The following is a 15607-nucleotide window of genomic DNA, read 5'->3' on the forward strand; positions in this document are numbered from 1 at the left end:
GCCCCCGGAACTGCGTAGGCCCGGCCGTGCCCCGCGCGGCCGGGTCACCACCGCAGCAGACGCACGGCCGAACCCGGCCACCCTGACCGCCCGACCGGCCTGCGCCATCGTGATCGCCCGAGCCAGCCCGCCGCCACCCGGACGTCCCGACCGGCCCGCGCCCCCTGATCGCCCAAGCCGAACCCGCGCCACCCCGATCGCCCGACCGACCGGCACGACCATGACCGCCCGAACCGAACCCACCCCGTCCTGACCGCCGACCGGCCCCCACGACCGTGACCGCCCAAGCCGAACCCACGCCACCCGGACCACCCGACCCACCCGACCCGCCCGACCCGCCCGCACGACCATGACCGCCCCGGCCCGGCCCCCTCGTCCGTAGTGGCCGGCCCGGGTCGGGCACGGCATCCGGGCTGTCTGTCAGGCGCCGTGGAGCGGGGTCGTCGGGGCCTGGTCGGTGGCGGCTCGGGCCGCTGCCTCCATCGTCGTGCGGCTGCTGCGCTTCAGCGTGGACTCGACCTGGTCGCGGAAGTCCGCGAGGCCGCCGGGGGCCACCTCGCGGGGGTCGAGCATCACCAGGTGCCGGGAGGTGATGGCGGCCCGGCCCTCCGCGGTCCGGGTGAAGTGCCAGCTGCCGCTGTGCCCGAGGAGCACCTTCGGCAGCTTGGTCTGCTTGTAGACGATCCGTTCGTCGAGCGTGCACACCCGCACCGACGTGGTGCGGTGGGTCGTACCGTCGGCGGCCCTTGTCTCCATCTCCATGTGCTGGACGCCCGGCACGTCCTCGGCGACGTCGACGGCCTCGACGTGCGGCAGCCGCCGCGGCCAGGCCGCGCAGTCGTACACGAACCGGTACGCGGGCGCCGGGTCCCCGTCGTACTCCACCGTGTCCTCGAAGGAGAACACCAACGCGTCCGTGGAGACGCCCAGTTCGGCCACGTTCTTCAACGCTTCGAGTTCCGCCGTGCTGTTCTGGTCGAGGATCTCCGTGATCCGCCGCAGGGTTTCCGGGGTGTCCTCGGCGAGGGTGAAGTCGTGCCGGAAGAGCACCCGCGTCCGGCTCCGGCCCCCCGCGTCCGTGCCGAGGTCCCGGAACTCCCAGAGCCCGCCCATCGAGGCGATGGGCGGCACGCTGCGCTCCTGCCGGAATCCGACCGTCAGCCTCTCGGCGTCGAAGTGCCGGCGCGAGGACCAGGATGCCACCGTGCCCTTCGCGAAGGCCCAGATCCGGAAGCGTTCCTCCAAGGCGCCGCGCTCCAGCACGTCGACGTGGACGGTCGGCCCGAAGACCACCGGCCACCGTGAGGCGTCGGCCACCAGGCCGTACACCGCCGTCACCGGTGCCTCGATGTCGATGCTGTGGGTGACGGACCGACTTTCAGCCATCTTTGATCACCTTTCGCTTCCACCGGCGCACGCCGGAGCCCGTGCCCCGGCCGGGCACCGCCTCGTTCAGGCTCGCCGCTCGCCCTGGAAGCGCTATGGAAACCCGCTAAGGGCCGTCCGCTTCACGCGTTGTCCGAACCACTGACACACCAGAGACACAACATCTGGTGTTGACTGCCGCAGTCGGCACAACATGTATGCTCCCACCCGATGTCACACCCGCTGCACCAGCGTGGCCCGGGTGAGGTACGCCTTGTTCCCGGGCCCGGTCTTCTTGCGTATCCGTCTGACGTACGTGTCCACCGTGTGCGGGCTGATCTGCAGCCGGCGCGCGACCTGCCGCTGCGTCAGGCCGGCCGCGAGATGGCGCAGGACCTGGCGCTCACGGGCCGTCAGCGGGATCTGCCGGTCGCCGGCGTCGGCCGCCGGAGTGCCGAGCACGGCCCGGACGGAGGCGATGAGTTCCTGCGGCGAGGGCCGGTCGTCGGGCCCGAGCAGGAGCACTTTGGCGTCGGGCACCCGACGTCCGATGTGCGGGGGAAGCGGGGAGTCGGTGACGACGGCGTCGAGCTTCGGGAGCCCGCGGCCGTCGAGGTCGGGAATGACCGTGATGGCGGGGTCACTGCTCAGAATCCGGTCCATGGCCCAGCGGATCAACGGGTGCGCGTGAATCAGCCCAACTATGTACGAATCCCCCATTATCGAACACTCCCAGAATGCCGTAATACATCGAATCCAGCCGCCTGCCGCAATCACTTCAGCCGACCCCGGAAAACCGATCTTGATCACGCTAACAGCAGGTACGCGGCATCGCAAGGTTCACGCCAATCACCCCGCACAGCCCCGCACTTTTACTCTGCCGTTGCCATATACACAGTATATTCAGGGTAATAACAATTACCCCAGGATTGCGAATTCATTTCCCGGAATTGCCGTCCACATATTCTTCACATTTCCCGAGGAGGTTACCGTGCAGGCCGACAACACGCGGCGCTGGCTCACCCTGCCCGTCATCATGTCCGCCTTCTTCATGTACGGATTCGACGCGCAGGTGGTCAATGTCGCGCTTCCGTCGTTACGCCACGATCTGCACGCCGGCGAGGCCGCGCTCGAACTCATCGTCGGCGGCTATGTGTTCGTGTACGCGACCGGCCTGGTGACGGGCGGCAGGCTCGGCGATCTGATCGGCTACCGCAAGATGTTCCTGGGCGGGATGACCGGGTTCACCCTGGCGTCCGCGCTCTGCGCCGCGTCCCAGACCCCGTCCCAGCTCGTGGTGAGCCGCCTGCTCCAGGGCTTCGCGGCGGCGGCGATGGTGCCGCAGATGCTCGCCCTGGTCACCGTGATCTTCCCGCCGGCGGAGCGCCCGCGGGCCCTGTCCTGGTACGGCGTCACGGCCGGCCTCGCCGGCATCTTCGGCCAGATCGTCGGCGGTCTGCTGCTGGTCGCGGACGTCGCCGGCCTCGGCTGGCGGACCATCTTCCTGGTCAACGTGCCGGTGGGCGCCGTACTGGTGACCCTGGGCCGGCGGCTGCTGCCCCGGACGGCCACGGACAAGCGGCCCCGGCTGGACCTCGTCGGTGTGGCCGGCGTCTCCGGCTCCCTCGGTCTGGCCCTGGTCCCGCTGATCTTCGGGCGCGGACTCGGCTGGCCCGCCTGGATCTGGATCTTCCTCGTGGCCGCCGTGCCCACGCTGGTCCTCACGGTCCGCTGGGAGCACCGGATCAGCCGGACGGGCGGTCAGCCGCTGCTCGACGTGACGCTGTTCCGCAGCCGCGTCTTCAACGTCGGCATGGCGATGAACGCGGCCTTCATGCTCTTCTTCATGAGCATCAGCTTCGTCCTCAGCCTCTTCGTGCAGGACGGGCTCGGTCTCAGCCCGCTGCGGGCCGGCCTGTGCTTCGTGCCGCTCGCGATCGGTGCCATGGTCACCTCGCTGGTCGGCCGGCGCCTCATCGCCGCGTACGGACTCTGGATCATGACGCTGGGCGCGGCGGTCACCACGCTGAGCGTCCTGGTCGTCGCGGTGGGCCTGAACGTCGTCGGCGACGGCAACTCGGTGCCGGTGCTCCTCGTCGCCCTCACCCTGATGGGCCTGGGCAACGGCTTGATCCTGCCGTCCCTGGTGGGTGTGCCGCTGTCCACGATCGAACCGGCCCAGGCCGGTGTGGCGTCCGGCATGCTCTCCACGTTCCAGCAGTTCGCGAGCGTCACCGGTCTGGCCTGCGTCGGCACCCTGTTCTTCGCCACGCTGGGCGGCGGCACGGGCACCGGCGCCTACGCGCACGCGGCGCAGGTCTCGGCCTGGGTGGCGTTCGGCATCACCTTCCTGATGACCCTTCTCATCCACGCCATCACCAGGACGGTGGCCCGCGCCACGGCGCCGAAAGCCGAGCCGGCGAACGACGAGGCGGCCGTGGAGGCCTGACCCGGCCCGGGCCCGCACAGCGCGGCGTCCGCCTCGCGACGGCCCCGGAGGCCGTGCGAGGCGGACGCGACACGCCCCGAGGGATCAGCCGCGCCCGGGCGGCGGCCCCTCGGGATAGCTGATGCGGTGCTTGGCGGCCAGGGCGAGGATGTCCTGCCAGGCGAGCCGGGGCTCACGGCTGCGCAGCTCGATCAGCTCCTCGAACATCAGCTCGGCGCCGCCGGGGGTGGCGAAGCACAGCATCGTGCTGGTCGTACCGGCGATGTTCCGGAAGGCGTGGCTGGTGCCGCGCGGCCCGAAGACGACGGTGCCCGGACCGCCCTCGTACCGCTTGTCGCCCAGCCGGAACTCGTAGGCCCCGCTGGTGACGACGAACGTCTCGTCCTCGTTCTCGTGCAGGTGCAGCGGCGGCCCCCCGTCGGGCGGGGTGAGGAACTCCATGAGCGAGAACAGGCCGCCGGTGTCGGTGCCGCGCAGCAGGAACCGGCCTTCCTCCACCGTCCAGCGCACGGGCTCCACCGAGCCCGGCAGGACGATCTTCCCCGGGGTGATGGTCAACGCCCCGCCTCCCCTTCCCCGGTGCCCGTGTCGCCGAAGGCGTCGCCGGCGACGAGCGCGTCCACGTACTCCTGTCCGGCCGGCTCCAGCCGCAGGACGGCGTGGCTGGCGGCGGTGGTCGCGTCCCGCCAGAAGCGCTGCAGCGGGGCCTGCTGGTCGTGGGCCGAGGTGCCGGACAGCCGCAGGACGTCCTGGGCGGTGTCGGCGAGCAGTTCGACGGCCACGGCGTGGTGCAGCGCGAGCCGGGCCGTGTCGGTGCCCGGCCCGACGCCCTCGTCCGCCGCCGTCGCGGCCCGGTCCAGCAGCAGCCCCGCCGCCTGCGTCCGGGCCAGGCCACGGGCCAGCGCGGTCCCCGCGGCGGCGTCGTTCCCGGCCAGCACCCGATGGCCGGGGCCGCTCGCGCGCCGGCGCGCCAGGTCGGCGCCGAAGGCCCGCAGCGCGCCGCGCGCCGCGCCGAGGACCGGACCGGCGAAGGTCAGCCCGCTCACGGCGCGCAGCGGGACAGCGCAGGCGCGGGGTGCGCCCTCGGGGGGCGTGCCGGCCAGCAGCGCGCCGCGCGGGAAGGAGAACTCCCTGGGCACGAAGGCCTCCTCGATCCGCAGGCTGTCGCTTCCGGTGGCCCGCATGCCGACCGTGAACCAGCTGTCCTCGACGGTGTACGCCGACCGGGGCACCAGCAGGAAGCGCACCTCGTGCCCGTCGTCACCGGCCGGCACGGGGCAGGCGACCAGCGCCCAGTCGGAGAAGTGGACGCCACTGACGTACTGCCAGACGCCGCTCACCCGCCAGCCGTCGCCGACGTCCGTGGCGGTGCCGCTCGCCACCAGGCCGCAGGCGATGAAGGTGTCCGGCGTCGCCTGCCACAGAGCCTGCTGCCCGGCCTCGGGCAGATAGCCGGCCATCCGGCCGAGCGAGGCGACGACCGACGCCACCCAGGCGGCGGACGGATCGCCCTCCGCGGTGTGCGCCGCCGCCCGCACACAGTCGACGAAGGTGCCCTCGGTGCCGCCCCAGCGGGCGGGCACGAAATGGCGGGGGAACCCGGCCTCGACGATGGCGTCCGCCACCTCCGGCGTCAGCCGCCGGGCCGTCTCCGACTTCAGCGCGTGCGGTGCGGCCGTCTCCGCCAGCCGGCGTCCCGCAGCGACCAGACCCTCCTCGTTACCCGGCATCAGCGCATCGGTGTCCTCTCCAGCAGTGCCGCGTCCTTGGAGATCCGATCGTCGGCCCGCGCGATGGAACGCATCTGGAAGAGATCTGAAGACCGCTCCGGCCGGGCCGGCGTTCAGCGCACTTCCATCCCCCCTCCATCAGCCGGACGTAGGTTCCCGTCCGAGGACATTCGCCACGGCCCTTCACGGAGGTGTTCGACGATGCGGCAGGTGACGCCGGAACTGTACGCACGGGTACAGCATTTCTACGCCCGTCAGACGCACGCGTTGGACAGCGGGAACTTCAAGGAATACGTGGACACCTTCACCGAGGACGCGATCTTCCACCACTCCCCCGACGCGCCGCCGGCCCGGACCCGGGCGGGGATCCTCGCCGCCGCCGAGGCCCACCGGGAGGCGACCGAGGACGACCGGGTCACGAGGCGGCACTGGTTCAACCAGATCGTGCTCACGCCGCTGCCCGACGACTCGATCCGGGCCACGCTCTACGCCCTGGTCGTGCGGACCCGGAGCGGGGAGAAGGTCCCGGACATCTGGCCGAGCTGCCTCCTGGAGGACGTCCTCACCGTCGACGGCGATGTCATCCTGCTGCGGTCGCGGCACATCTCGTACGACTGACCCCGCGGCCGGCGTCGCACGGGTGCGCCGGGCAGGCGATGCTGGGGAGCGGACAGGTCCCCGAGGAGGCCAGGAGGCTCGGCCGGTGATCGCCGTCAACCCGATGGACAGCGCCTCGGTGCTGGCCGCCTTCGGCGCGCTGGGCGTCCTGGTGGTGATCTTCGCCGAGTCGGGTCTGCTGGTCGTCGGCTTCTTCCTGCCCGGTGACACATTGCTGTTCCCGGCCGGGGTGCTGTGTGCGGGCAGCGCCGACCAGCCGCCGCGGCTGGAGCTGTGGCAGGTGCTGCTGTGCGCGGCGGTGGGGGCGGTGGCGGGGGGCCAGGTGGGGTATCTGATCGGGCGGCAGGGCGGGAGGGCGCTGCTGCGGCGCACCTCCAGCCGGCAGGTGAAGGACGCGGCGGCGCGGGCGGAGCGGTTGCTGGCCCGCTACGGCTACGGCAAGGCGCTGGTCATCGGACGGTTCGTGCCGCTGCTGCGGACGGTGCTGCACCCGGTGGCGGGGGCCCTGGGCGTGCCCAGGCGGACCTTCACGCTCTGGCAGACCGTGGGCGGTGTGCTGTGGTCGCAGACGCTGGTCCTCGCGGGATACACCCTGGGCGCCTCGGTCCCACACATCGACGACTACCTGCTCCCGCTGGTCGCCGTGGTCATCGTCCTCTCCCTGCTGCCCCTGCTCCCGGAGGCCCGCCGCGCCCGCCGGAACCGACGCGACTCCTCGCACTGACGCAGGCGTGGCGTTGCCGGCGGAGCCCGGTGGTGGCCTCGGCGGCGTACGTGCTGCTGATGCGCGGCACCCCCGCCACCGGCTGAACCTCCCCCACCGGCTGAGCCTTCTCCGGCCACGGCACAGTGGCGGATCAGCGCGGCTCGGAGCCCTTGCCGCCCTTGGGGCGCTTGCGGTTCGGGCGGTGGGGGCGGTGGATCGTGTCCAGTTCGCCCATGGCCGCGCGCAGGTGGGCCGGTTCACCCGCGTGGCCGCCACCGGCACACCACCAGGACGGGCGCTCGGCCTGCTCGGCCGGGTGCATCCCGATCCCATGGAGGGTGCACACCGGCCAGACCTGCCACAGGCACTCCATGACGGTGTCCTGGGCGGCCTCGGCAACGGCGTGGAGGGCTCCGGCCGCGGTCGTCTCCGGTCCCAGCGCGTTGCCGTGCGAGTCACCGTTCGCGAGGGCCACGTGGAGCAGCTCGGCCTCGCCCTCCTCCCAGCCCGGGTAGGCGATGAGACACAGCGGGCGCTGCTCGGGCAGCGTCACGGCCAGGTCCCGGTTGACCGCCGCCAGCGCCTCGTCCCAGAGCGGGTGTTCTCCCACGGCGACGAAGCGCGGCTCGGGCAGGTTCGGGAAGGAAGGGAACATGCCCTGATGGTCCCATCCGGTGCGGGAGCCGGGTCGGGCGGGGCGGCGACGCGTTCTGGACGGGTCCCTGACGATCCGTGAGACTGGAGCGGATCCGAGGCCCGGCTGTCGAGGACGGTGACATGGAAGAGGAGACCCCACGCGTCGAGCTCACCCCGCAGGCCGCGGAGCTGGTCCGCCGCCTGCGTACCGAGCACGGCCCGCTGATGTTCCACCAGTCCGGCGGCTGCTGCGACGGCAGCGCCCCCATGTGCTACCCGGACGGCGAGTTCCGCACCGGCGGCTCGGACGTCCTGCTGGCGGAGCTGGCGGTGGAGGGCGTGCCGGAACCCGTCACGTTCTGGATGTCGCGGAGCCAGTACCAGGCGTGGAGCCACACCCGGCTGATCGTGGACGTCGTACCGGGACGCGGCAGCGGCTTCTCGCTGGAGGCACCCGAGGGGGTGCGTTTTCTCACCCGTTCTCGCGTAGTCGACGCCTAGTCGGCCCGCCGGCCCCCTGAGTCTGGTGCACTGCCCCTGTGTGCAGGGACAGTTGACGGGACATCAGGAGGCACGGTGACGAGACGTCGCGGGCGTTCGGCAGCGGGCAGAGCGGTTCTCACGGTTGTCACGGCGTTCGGCGTGCTGGCCGGTGCGGCCCTGGCGGGGGCGGCACCGGCCGGTGCCGTACCGGCGGGCGGACGCATCGCGCCGGGCGTCACCTACCGGCAGTTCGACATCGACGCGGCGGCGGGGCCGGCCCGCGCCCACCTGCTCACGGTGGACCTGGCCGATCCGCACGTCCGCGTCGACCTGCTCCATCCGGGCTCGGTCGCGGCCCGGGCCACGGTCTCCCGGCTGGCGGACTCGGCCGGGGCGCTCGCCGGGGTGAACGGCGACTTCTTCAACATCTCGGAGGCGCAGCACCCGGGCGTGGAGGCCACCGGCGCGGCCGTCGGACCGGCGGTGGCGGCCGGGCAGGCGCTCAAGGCTGCGGTGCCGACGGGCCAGCGGTTCGGGCCCTCGCTGCCCCCGGGCACGAACACCCTGGACGTGTTCGGCGTGGGCACCGACCGGCGGGCCCGGCTGGACCGCCTCTCCCTCGCCGGCTCGGTCGGCACGCCCGAGGGGCGGCTGCCGCTCAAGGGCCTCAACCAGTACGCGCTCGCGGAGGACTCCGTCGGCGCCTTCACCGCGCGCTGGGGCAGCGCCTCCCGGATGCGTGCCGTCTGCGGCACCGACACCCGGCGGTCGGCGCCGTGCAGCGACGACACCTACGAGGTGACGGTGCGGGGCGGCCGGGTGGTCTCCGCCGCCGACTCCCCGGGCAGCGGCGCGATCCCCGCGGACACCACGGTCCTGGTCGGCCGTGAGGAGGGCGCGCAGCAGCTGCGCAAGCTGACGGTCGGGGATCCGGTGGAGGTCACGCACACCCTGGTGGCGGCCTCGTCCGGGGTGCCGTACCTGTTCGCGATCGGCGGCTTCCCGGTCGTGCGCGACGGCGCCCCGCTGGCCGGTCTGGACGACGAGACCTCGGCGGTGCGTACGGTCGTGGGCGTGAGCGGCGGCGGCCGGCAGCTGCTGCTCCTGGCGCTGGACGGCGGCGCGGACTACCGCTCCGGTATGACCGTCGCGGAGGAGGCGGACACCATGCGGGCGCTGGGGGCCTCCGACGCCTTCAATCTCGACGGCGGCGGCTCGACGGAGATGGTCACCCGCGACACGGACGCCACCGCCGTCACGGTGCGCAACCACCCGAGCGGCGGCGCCGAACGCCCGGTGCCCAACGGCATCGGCGTCTTCTCGGCCGGCTGAGTCAGGGCCGCAGGCCGCTGACCAGGTCGGCGGTCGCGGTGAGCCCGCTGTGGATGGTGGGCGCCATGCTCGTGCAGGCCAGATAGAAGCCGAGCAGCGTACAGACCAGGGCATGGGAGATCTTCAGCGAGCAGTTGCGAATGAAGATCACGGCCAGGACCAGAAGCAGCAGCACCACAGAGACGGACACGACCATCGGGAACCTCCTCCGCCACGCCCCATGTGCGGCGTTCGGCCGCAAGTGTGGCGTAGCGGAGGGTTCGTCCGGGCGGCTGACGTGTCCTCCGATCGTGTGGTCTTACGCGGAGGGGTGGGCGTCGAGGAATGCCTCCAGGCCGGCGAGGTCGTCGGTGTTGAGGTAGTCGACCCCGGCGGCGAGCAGCTCCGTCCACAGCGCGTCCCGGGCCGGGCCCGCGGTGTCGGGGGTGGCCCAGAACCGGACCTGCTGCCCGCGCGCGTGGGCGGCGCCGGTGATGCTCCGCAGCTTCTGCCGCTCGGCGTCCGGGAAGGTGCCCTCGCCCGCCCAGGTGAAGTTCTGCGTCCAGTTGTCGCTGATCAGCGAGATGAAGGAGGCCGGGGCGGAGCCGCCCAGGTCGCTCAGCCGGCCGTCGTAGAAGGCGCGGCGCTCTTCTTGCGCCTCCATCGGGGTACGGGCCGCCCGGTCGCCGGAGATGACCGCGGTGACCGGACCGGGGTGGACGCGGCCGTGCGCGTACCGGGTGAACAGGTGCGGGTAGCGGCGCAGATGGCGGTCGAGTTCGCGGTACGTCGAGGAGCCCTCGGTCTTGATGTCGACGAGGAGCTGCAGCGGCCCGCGCCGGCCCCGGTAGACGGAGCCGTGGTTGGCCTCGACGCGGGCCGCGAGGGGTTCCAGGTAGAGGGATTCGAGGGTGCGGGACGGGTCCAGGTCGGAGCTCTCGTGCCCGATGAGGAGCTGGTCGCCGACGAGGAAGATGTCGGCCTCGACGCTGCCGAAGCGGTGGTCGAGGGCGTCGGACAGGGGCCGCGGGTGCGCGTAGTCGTTGTGCGCGTGCGCGTGCCACAGCGGGCGCGGCGGGCGCCCCCGCTCACCGGCCAGCGCGCGGCTCGCGGGCAGGGCGACCGTGCCCGCGAGGGCGGCGCCGAGGGTGGTGAGGGCTCTGCGACGGGTGGTGAGGGCCATGCGCTGCCTCCCTGGGGGTGCCGGATGGGACCGAAGGGAGTATGCGTGCACTCGCCGCTCAAAGAGCCTGCTCTCGCGGGGAGTTGGCGCTCTGTTCACCTGTTCGGCGTGCGGGCGCGACAAAGCCCGCCCCGGGTGGGGCGGGCTTCACCGTGGCACGTCAGGGCGCCTGGAGGTCGACCAGTCCGGCCAGCGCCGAGCGGTGCGCGCCGGCCGTGCCGTAGGCGATCGAGTCCGCCTTGGCCCGCTTGAGGTACAGGTGGGCCGGATGCTCCCAGGTCATGCCGATGCCGCCGTGCAACTGCACCGCCTCCTCCGCGGCGTGTACGGCGACGGGCGCGGCGTAGGCCTGGGCGACGGCCACCGTGACGTCGCTGTCCTCGCCGGAGGCGAGCGCGTCGGCGGCGGCGCGGGCCGCGGCCCGGAGGTTGACCACCTCCAGCCACAGCTGGGCGAGCCGGTGCTTGAGCGCCTGGAAGCCGCCGACCGGCCGGTTGAACTGCTTGCGCTCCTTCAGGTACCGGACCGTCTCCGTCAACGCCCAGTCGGCGACGCCGAGTTGCTCGGCAGCGAGCAGTCCGGCGGCGGCGCGCAGGGCCCGGCGTACGGCGGGCTCGGCGTCGCCGACGCGGCGCCCGGCCGCGCCCGCGAGGGTGACGGTGGCGAGCGGGCGGGTGAGGTCCAGGGAGACCTGCGGGGTGATCGTCACGGCGTCGGCGGCGACGGCGTACAGACCGCCGTCGGCGGCCGGGACGAGCAGCACGTCGGCCACGGCCGCGTCCGCGATGCCGGTCAACTCGCCGTGCAGGGTGCCGTTCTCCACCCGTACGGTCCTGAGGTCGGCGCCCGGCGCCGTGTGCAGGCCGACGGCGAGGGCGCCGATGGTGCGCCCGGAGGCCAGCTGCCCCAGCAGCTCCTGGTCACCGCAGGCGAGCAGGGCCTCGGTGGCCACGACCGCGCTGGTGAGGTACGGCACCGGCGCGACGGCCCGCCCCAGCTCCTCCAGCACGACGGCGGCTTCGCGGTGGGACGCGCCCTGGCCGCCCAGCTCCTCGGGCACCAGCAGGCCGGCCAGGCCCATGCCCTCGGCGAGGGACTTCCACAGGGAGCGGTCGTGCGGGGCGTCCGACTCGGTGCGGGCGATGACGTCCGCGGCGGCGCAGTGGTCCGTGAGCAGGTCGCGGACGGCGGCGCGCAGCGCCTCTTCCTCCTCGGAGTAGAGCAGACCGGTCATCGGGCGAGGTCCTTCCAGGCGACGTCCTTGTCGGTGCGCGGCTCGGCGGGCAGGCCCAGGACGCGCTCGGCGACGATGTTCAGCAGCACCTCGCTGGTACCGCCCTCGATGCTGTTGCCCTTGGCGCGCAGGTAGCGGTAGCCGGCGTCGCGGCCGGTGAAGTCCACCAGCTCGGGGCGGCGCATCGTCCAGTCGTCGTAGAGCAGCCCCTCCTCGCCGCGGAGTTCCACCTCCAGGCCGCTGATCTCCTGGTTGAGGCGGGCGAAGGCGAGCTTCATGCCGGCGCCCTCGGGGCCGGGCTGGCCGGCGACGAGCTGCTGGCGCAGCCGCTCGCCGGTGAACCGGGCCACCTCGGCCTCGACCCACAGCTTGAGCAGCCGCTGGTGCAGCTCGTGGGTGCGCAGTTCCGGGCGTTCGCGCCAGGTCTTCGCGACCGGGCCGATCATGCCGCCCTCGCGGGGCAGGGCCATGCCGCCGATGGCGACGCGTTCGTTGTTCAGCGTGGTCTGGGCGACCCGCCAGCCGTCGCCGACCTCGCCGAGGCGGCGGGAGTCGGGGATGCGGACGCCGGTCAGGAAGACCTCGTTGAACTCGGCCTCGCCGGTGATCTGGCGCAGCGGCCGGACCTCGACGCCCGGGTCGGTCATGTCGCAGAGGAAGTAGGTGATGCCCGCGTGCTTGGGCACGCCCGGGTCGGTGCGGGCGATGAGGATGGCCCAGCGGGCGACGTGGGCACTGGAGGTCCACACCTTCTGCCCGTCGACGACCCAGTCGTCGCCCTCCCGTACCGCCCGGGTGCCGAGCGCGGCCAGGTCGGAGCCGGCGCCGGGCTCGCTGAACAGCTGGCACCAGACCTCCTCCCCGGTCCACAGGGGCCGCAGGAAGCGCTGCTTCTGCTCCTCCGTGCCGTACTTGAGGATCGTCGGGGCGGCCATGCCGAGGCCGATGCCGATGCGCCGGGGGTCGTTGTCGGGAGCGCCCGCGGCCGCCAGCTCGGCGTCCACGACTGCCTGGAGGGAGCGCGGGGCGCCCAGTCCGCCGAGGCCCTGCGGATAGTGCACCCAGGCGAGGCCGGCGTCGAAGCGGGCCCGGAGGAAGTCCAGGCGGTCGGTGCTCGCCGGCGGATGCGCGGCCAGCAACTCGGCCGTGCGGCGCCGGAGTTCGTTCGCGTCGGTCATGCGGCGGATCCCTTCTCCAGGACCACGGCCACCCGGCCGGTGGTCACCCCGTCGGCGACCCGCTGTACGGCACCGGCCGCCTCCGCGAGCGGCACCCGCTCGCTGACCAGCGGCTTGATCGCGCCACGGGCGGCCAGCTCGGTCAGCTCCTCGTGGCAGCGCAGGACGAGCCCCGGGTTCTTGGTGTTGTACAGGCCCCAGTGCAGGCCGAGGATCGAGTAGTTCTTGACCAGGGCGTGGTTGAGGGCCGGGCTCGGGATGCTGCCGCTGGCGAAGCCGACGACGACGATCCGGCCCTCGAAGGCGACCAGCTTCGCGGACTGGGCGTAGGCCTCGCCGCCGACGGGGTCGTAGATCACGTCGGCGCCCCGGCCGCCGGTGGCCTCCTTCACGGCGGCGACGACGTCCTCGGCACGGCGGTCGACGACCACGTCACAGCCCAGCTCCCGGGCGACGGCGGCCTTGTCGGCGCCGCCCACGACACCGATGACGGTCGCGCCGGCCGCCTTGCCGAGCTGCACGGCGGCGCTGCCCACGCCACCGGCGGCGGCGTGCACGAGCAGGGTCTCCCCCGCCTCCAGGCGGGCGCGGCGGTGCAGGCCGAACCAGCCGGTCTGGTAGCCGATGTGCAGGGCGGCGGCCTCGGCGTCGTCCAGCGACTCGGGCGCGGGGAGCAGGGCGCGGGCGTCGGCGAGGGCGTACTCGGCGAAACCGCCGTGCGGCAGCGCGGGGTTGGCGATCACCCGGCGGCCGTCCTCGGTCTCGCCGCAGATCTCCACACCGGGCGTGAAGGGCAGCGGCGGGCGCACCTGGTAGTGGCCCCGGCACAGCAGGGCGTCCGGGAAGTTGACGTTGGCGGCGCGGACCCGCAGCAGCACCTGGCCGTCACCGGGAGTGGGGGGCGCCACCTCCGCCAGGCGCATCACCTGGCTCGGCTCGCCGTTCTCGTGCACTTGCCATGCCTGCATGCGGGGCCTCCACGGGACTGCTTCGTCTGACCGGGTTCCGACCACATACTAAGCGGTCGCTTGCCGATCAGGGAACAGTCACTTCTCGGACGCCGGCCGCGCCCGTACGTGCATCCGCTCCCCCTGCGGCCCGAACAGGCTCAGGAACTCCACCGGCCCCTCCCCGGTCGACCCGAACCAGTGCGGCACGCGCGTGTCGAACTCGGCCGCCTCTCCCGCCGACAGCACGACATCGTGCTGGCCGAGCACCAGCCGCAGCCGCCCGGACAGCACGTACAGCCACTCGTACCCCTCGTGGGTGCGGGGGTCGGGCTCGACCGTCCGTTGCGGCTCGACCATCTTGTAGGCCTGGAGCCCGCCGGGCTGCCGGGTCAGCGGATACAGCGTCCGCCCGTGCCGCACGATCGGCTTCGCCCGCACCCGGGGGTCGCCGACCGGCGGGGCACCGACCAGTTCGTCCAGCGGGACCTGGTGGGCCTGGGCGATGGGCAGCAGCAGCTCCAGGCTGGGCTTGCGCAGGCCGGACTCCAGCCGGGAGAGGGTGCTCACGGAGATGCCGGTGGCCTCGGACAGCGCGGACAGGGTCACCTGCCGCTCCTTGCGCATCCGCCGCAGCCGCGGGCCCACCTCGGCGAGAACGTCGTCGGTACTCATGCCCGTATTGCATTTTCGGCAAAGACGTTTGTCAATCCCGCCAGGCCCGGACGACGGTCGGGGGCGGAGGTGGTCGCATGACCGAGAAGTACGAAGTGGTCGTCGTCGGCGGCGGGGCGGCCGGGCTGTCCGCCGCGCTGGTACTGGGCCGGGCCCGGCGCCGCACCCTGGTCGTCGACGCGGGCGAGCCGCGCAACGCGCCGTCCGCGCACCTGCAGGGCTATCTGTCGCGCGACGGCATGTCCCCGGCCGAGTTCCTCGCCGTGGGGCGCGAGGAGATCGCCCGGTACGGCGTGGAGCTGGTCCGGGACCGGGTGGTGGACGCGGCCCGGGACGAGGACTTCACCGTCGTCCTGGCCGGCGGCCGGACCGTGCGGGCCCGGCAGCTGGTGATCGCCACCGGCCTGAAGGACGAACTGCCGCCGGTCCCCGGGCTCGCCGAGCGGTTCGGCCGGGACGTGGTGCACTGCCCGTACTGCCACGGCTGGGAGGTCCGTGACCTGCCGACCGGCGTCCTCGCGACCTCCGCGCTCGGCGTGCACCAGGCGCTCATGGTCACCCAGTGGTCGAAGGACGTGCGGTTCTTCCTGCACGAGGTCGGCGAGTCCGAGCTGACCGACGAGGACCTGCGCCGGCTGGCCGCCGCCGGGGTCACGGTCGTCCCCGGCGCGGTGGCGGAACTCGTCGTCGCCGACGACCGGCTCACCGGGATCCGGCTCGCGGACGGAACGGTCCACGACCGGGAGGTGCTGTACACCGCCCCGCGCGCCGTCCCGGACAACGACCTCCTGCTCCGCCTGGGCGCGGAGCTGCGCGAGACCCCGTTCGGCAGCTACCCGGTGATCGACGAGCGGGGCCTGACGACCGTGCCCGGCCTGTGGGCGGCGGGCAACGCGAGCGGCTTCGCCGAGCAGGTGATCAACGCGGCGAGCCGGGGCTACCGGGCGGGGGCGGCGATCAACGGAGACCTGCTGATGGCCGACCTGGACGCAGGCGCGCCCCAGGAGGGGCGCGGGGAACTGCGCGGCTAGCCGAGGCGCATCCGCACGGTACGGGACCGTGCACCCGGCGGAGCGCTGAGGCACCCTGGGG

At 73.0% G+C, this 15607-nt stretch carries 17 protein-coding genes; 6 read left to right on the forward strand and 11 right to left on the reverse strand.

Going from position 1 to position 15607, the window contains the following annotated elements:
• Positions 1-420 precede the first annotated feature (420 nt).
• Both ABZ937_RS21530 and ABZ937_RS21535 read right to left on the reverse strand, forming a co-directional pair.
• Positions 421-1386 carry an aromatase/cyclase gene (locus tag ABZ937_RS21530; RefSeq protein WP_361694127.1) on the reverse strand — a complete coding sequence of 322 codons (966 nt, stop codon included), beginning with the start codon at positions 1384-1386 and terminating at the stop codon, positions 421-423.
• A gap of 213 nt (positions 1387-1599) precedes the next feature.
• Complete coding sequence (locus ABZ937_RS21535) at positions 1600-2028, reverse strand: LuxR C-terminal-related transcriptional regulator (protein ID WP_361694129.1); 429 nt, start codon at positions 2026-2028, stop codon at positions 1600-1602.
• Positions 2029-2356: 328 nt separating this feature from the next.
• On the opposite strand from ABZ937_RS21535, the gene ABZ937_RS21540 reads away from it, so the two are divergent.
• Positions 2357-3814, forward strand: a complete 1458-nt coding sequence (locus ABZ937_RS21540; RefSeq protein WP_361694131.1) for an MFS transporter — start codon at positions 2357-2359, stop codon at positions 3812-3814.
• A gap of 84 nt (positions 3815-3898) precedes the next feature.
• Here ABZ937_RS21540 and ABZ937_RS21545 read toward each other — a convergent pair whose 3' ends face one another.
• Both ABZ937_RS21545 and ABZ937_RS21550 read right to left on the reverse strand, forming a co-directional pair.
• On the reverse strand, positions 3899-4372 hold the full coding sequence (locus ABZ937_RS21545; RefSeq protein ID WP_361694133.1) for a cupin domain-containing protein: 474 nt from the start codon (positions 4370-4372) through the stop codon (positions 3899-3901).
• Entirely contained in the window at positions 4369-5544 is a 1176-nt protein-coding gene (locus ABZ937_RS21550; protein ID WP_361694135.1) for an acyl-CoA dehydrogenase family protein, read from the reverse strand. Before ABZ937_RS21550 ends, ABZ937_RS21545 begins: the two co-directional genes overlap by 4 nt.
• A gap of 210 nt (positions 5545-5754) precedes the next feature.
• Here ABZ937_RS21550 and ABZ937_RS21555 point away from each other — a divergent pair, with 210 nt between their 5' ends.
• On the forward strand, positions 5755-6162 hold the full coding sequence (locus ABZ937_RS21555) for a nuclear transport factor 2 family protein (protein ID WP_361694137.1): 408 nt from the start codon (positions 5755-5757) through the stop codon (positions 6160-6162).
• Between the two features lie 85 nt (positions 6163-6247).
• On the forward strand, positions 6248-6886 hold the full coding sequence (locus ABZ937_RS21560; protein WP_361694139.1) for a DedA family protein: 639 nt from the start codon (positions 6248-6250) through the stop codon (positions 6884-6886).
• Positions 6887-7019: 133 nt separating this feature from the next.
• Here ABZ937_RS21560 and ABZ937_RS21565 read toward each other — a convergent pair whose 3' ends face one another.
• Positions 7020-7523 carry a hypothetical protein gene (locus tag ABZ937_RS21565; protein WP_361694141.1) on the reverse strand — a complete coding sequence of 168 codons (504 nt, stop codon included), beginning with the start codon at positions 7521-7523 and terminating at the stop codon, positions 7020-7022.
• A gap of 122 nt (positions 7524-7645) precedes the next feature.
• Here ABZ937_RS21565 and ABZ937_RS21570 point away from each other — a divergent pair, with 122 nt between their 5' ends.
• Entirely contained in the window at positions 7646-8005 is a 360-nt protein-coding gene (locus ABZ937_RS21570) for a DUF779 domain-containing protein (protein WP_361694143.1), read from the forward strand.
• Between the two features lie 75 nt (positions 8006-8080).
• Complete coding sequence (locus ABZ937_RS21575; protein WP_361694145.1) at positions 8081-9319, forward strand: phosphodiester glycosidase family protein; 1239 nt, start codon at positions 8081-8083, stop codon at positions 9317-9319.
• A 1-nt stretch (position 9320) separates the two neighbouring features.
• Here the strand turns inward: ABZ937_RS21575 and ABZ937_RS21580 are convergent, their stop codons facing one another.
• From ABZ937_RS21580 to ABZ937_RS21605, 6 genes are all read right to left on the reverse strand, one after another.
• A complete protein-coding gene (locus tag ABZ937_RS21580) occupies positions 9321-9515 on the reverse strand; it encodes a hypothetical protein (RefSeq protein ID WP_361694147.1) in 195 nt (64 codons plus the stop codon).
• 102 nt (positions 9516-9617) lie between these two features.
• On the reverse strand, positions 9618-10481 hold the full coding sequence (locus tag ABZ937_RS21585) for a phosphatidylinositol-specific phospholipase C/glycerophosphodiester phosphodiesterase family protein (protein WP_361694149.1): 864 nt from the start codon (positions 10479-10481) through the stop codon (positions 9618-9620).
• Positions 10482-10641: 160 nt separating this feature from the next.
• Positions 10642-11715, reverse strand: coding sequence for an acyl-CoA dehydrogenase family protein (locus ABZ937_RS21590; protein WP_361694151.1), 1074 nt, complete (start codon positions 11713-11715; stop codon positions 10642-10644).
• Positions 11712-12893, reverse strand: a complete 1182-nt coding sequence (locus ABZ937_RS21595) for an acyl-CoA dehydrogenase family protein (RefSeq protein ID WP_361694153.1) — start codon at positions 12891-12893, stop codon at positions 11712-11714. Before ABZ937_RS21595 ends, ABZ937_RS21590 begins: the two co-directional genes overlap by 4 nt.
• Positions 12890-13861, reverse strand: coding sequence for an NADPH:quinone oxidoreductase family protein (locus ABZ937_RS21600; protein ID WP_361694155.1), 972 nt, complete (start codon positions 13859-13861; stop codon positions 12890-12892). The genes ABZ937_RS21595 and ABZ937_RS21600 overlap by 4 nt, the downstream gene beginning before the upstream one ends.
• 78 nt (positions 13862-13939) lie before the next feature.
• The gene (locus tag ABZ937_RS21605; protein WP_361694157.1) at positions 13940-14515 is read right to left on the reverse strand and encodes an XRE family transcriptional regulator; all 576 of its coding nucleotides are present in this window, start codon (positions 14513-14515) and stop codon (positions 13940-13942) included.
• 77 nt (positions 14516-14592) lie between these two features.
• Here ABZ937_RS21605 and ABZ937_RS21610 point away from each other — a divergent pair, with 77 nt between their 5' ends.
• On the forward strand, positions 14593-15546 hold the full coding sequence (locus ABZ937_RS21610; RefSeq protein WP_361694159.1) for an NAD(P)/FAD-dependent oxidoreductase: 954 nt from the start codon (positions 14593-14595) through the stop codon (positions 15544-15546).
• Positions 15547-15607 lie beyond the last annotated feature (61 nt).

The organism is Streptomyces sp. NPDC046727 (genome assembly GCF_040645635.1).
Lineage (GTDB): Bacteria > Actinomycetota > Actinomycetes > Streptomycetales > Streptomycetaceae > Streptomyces.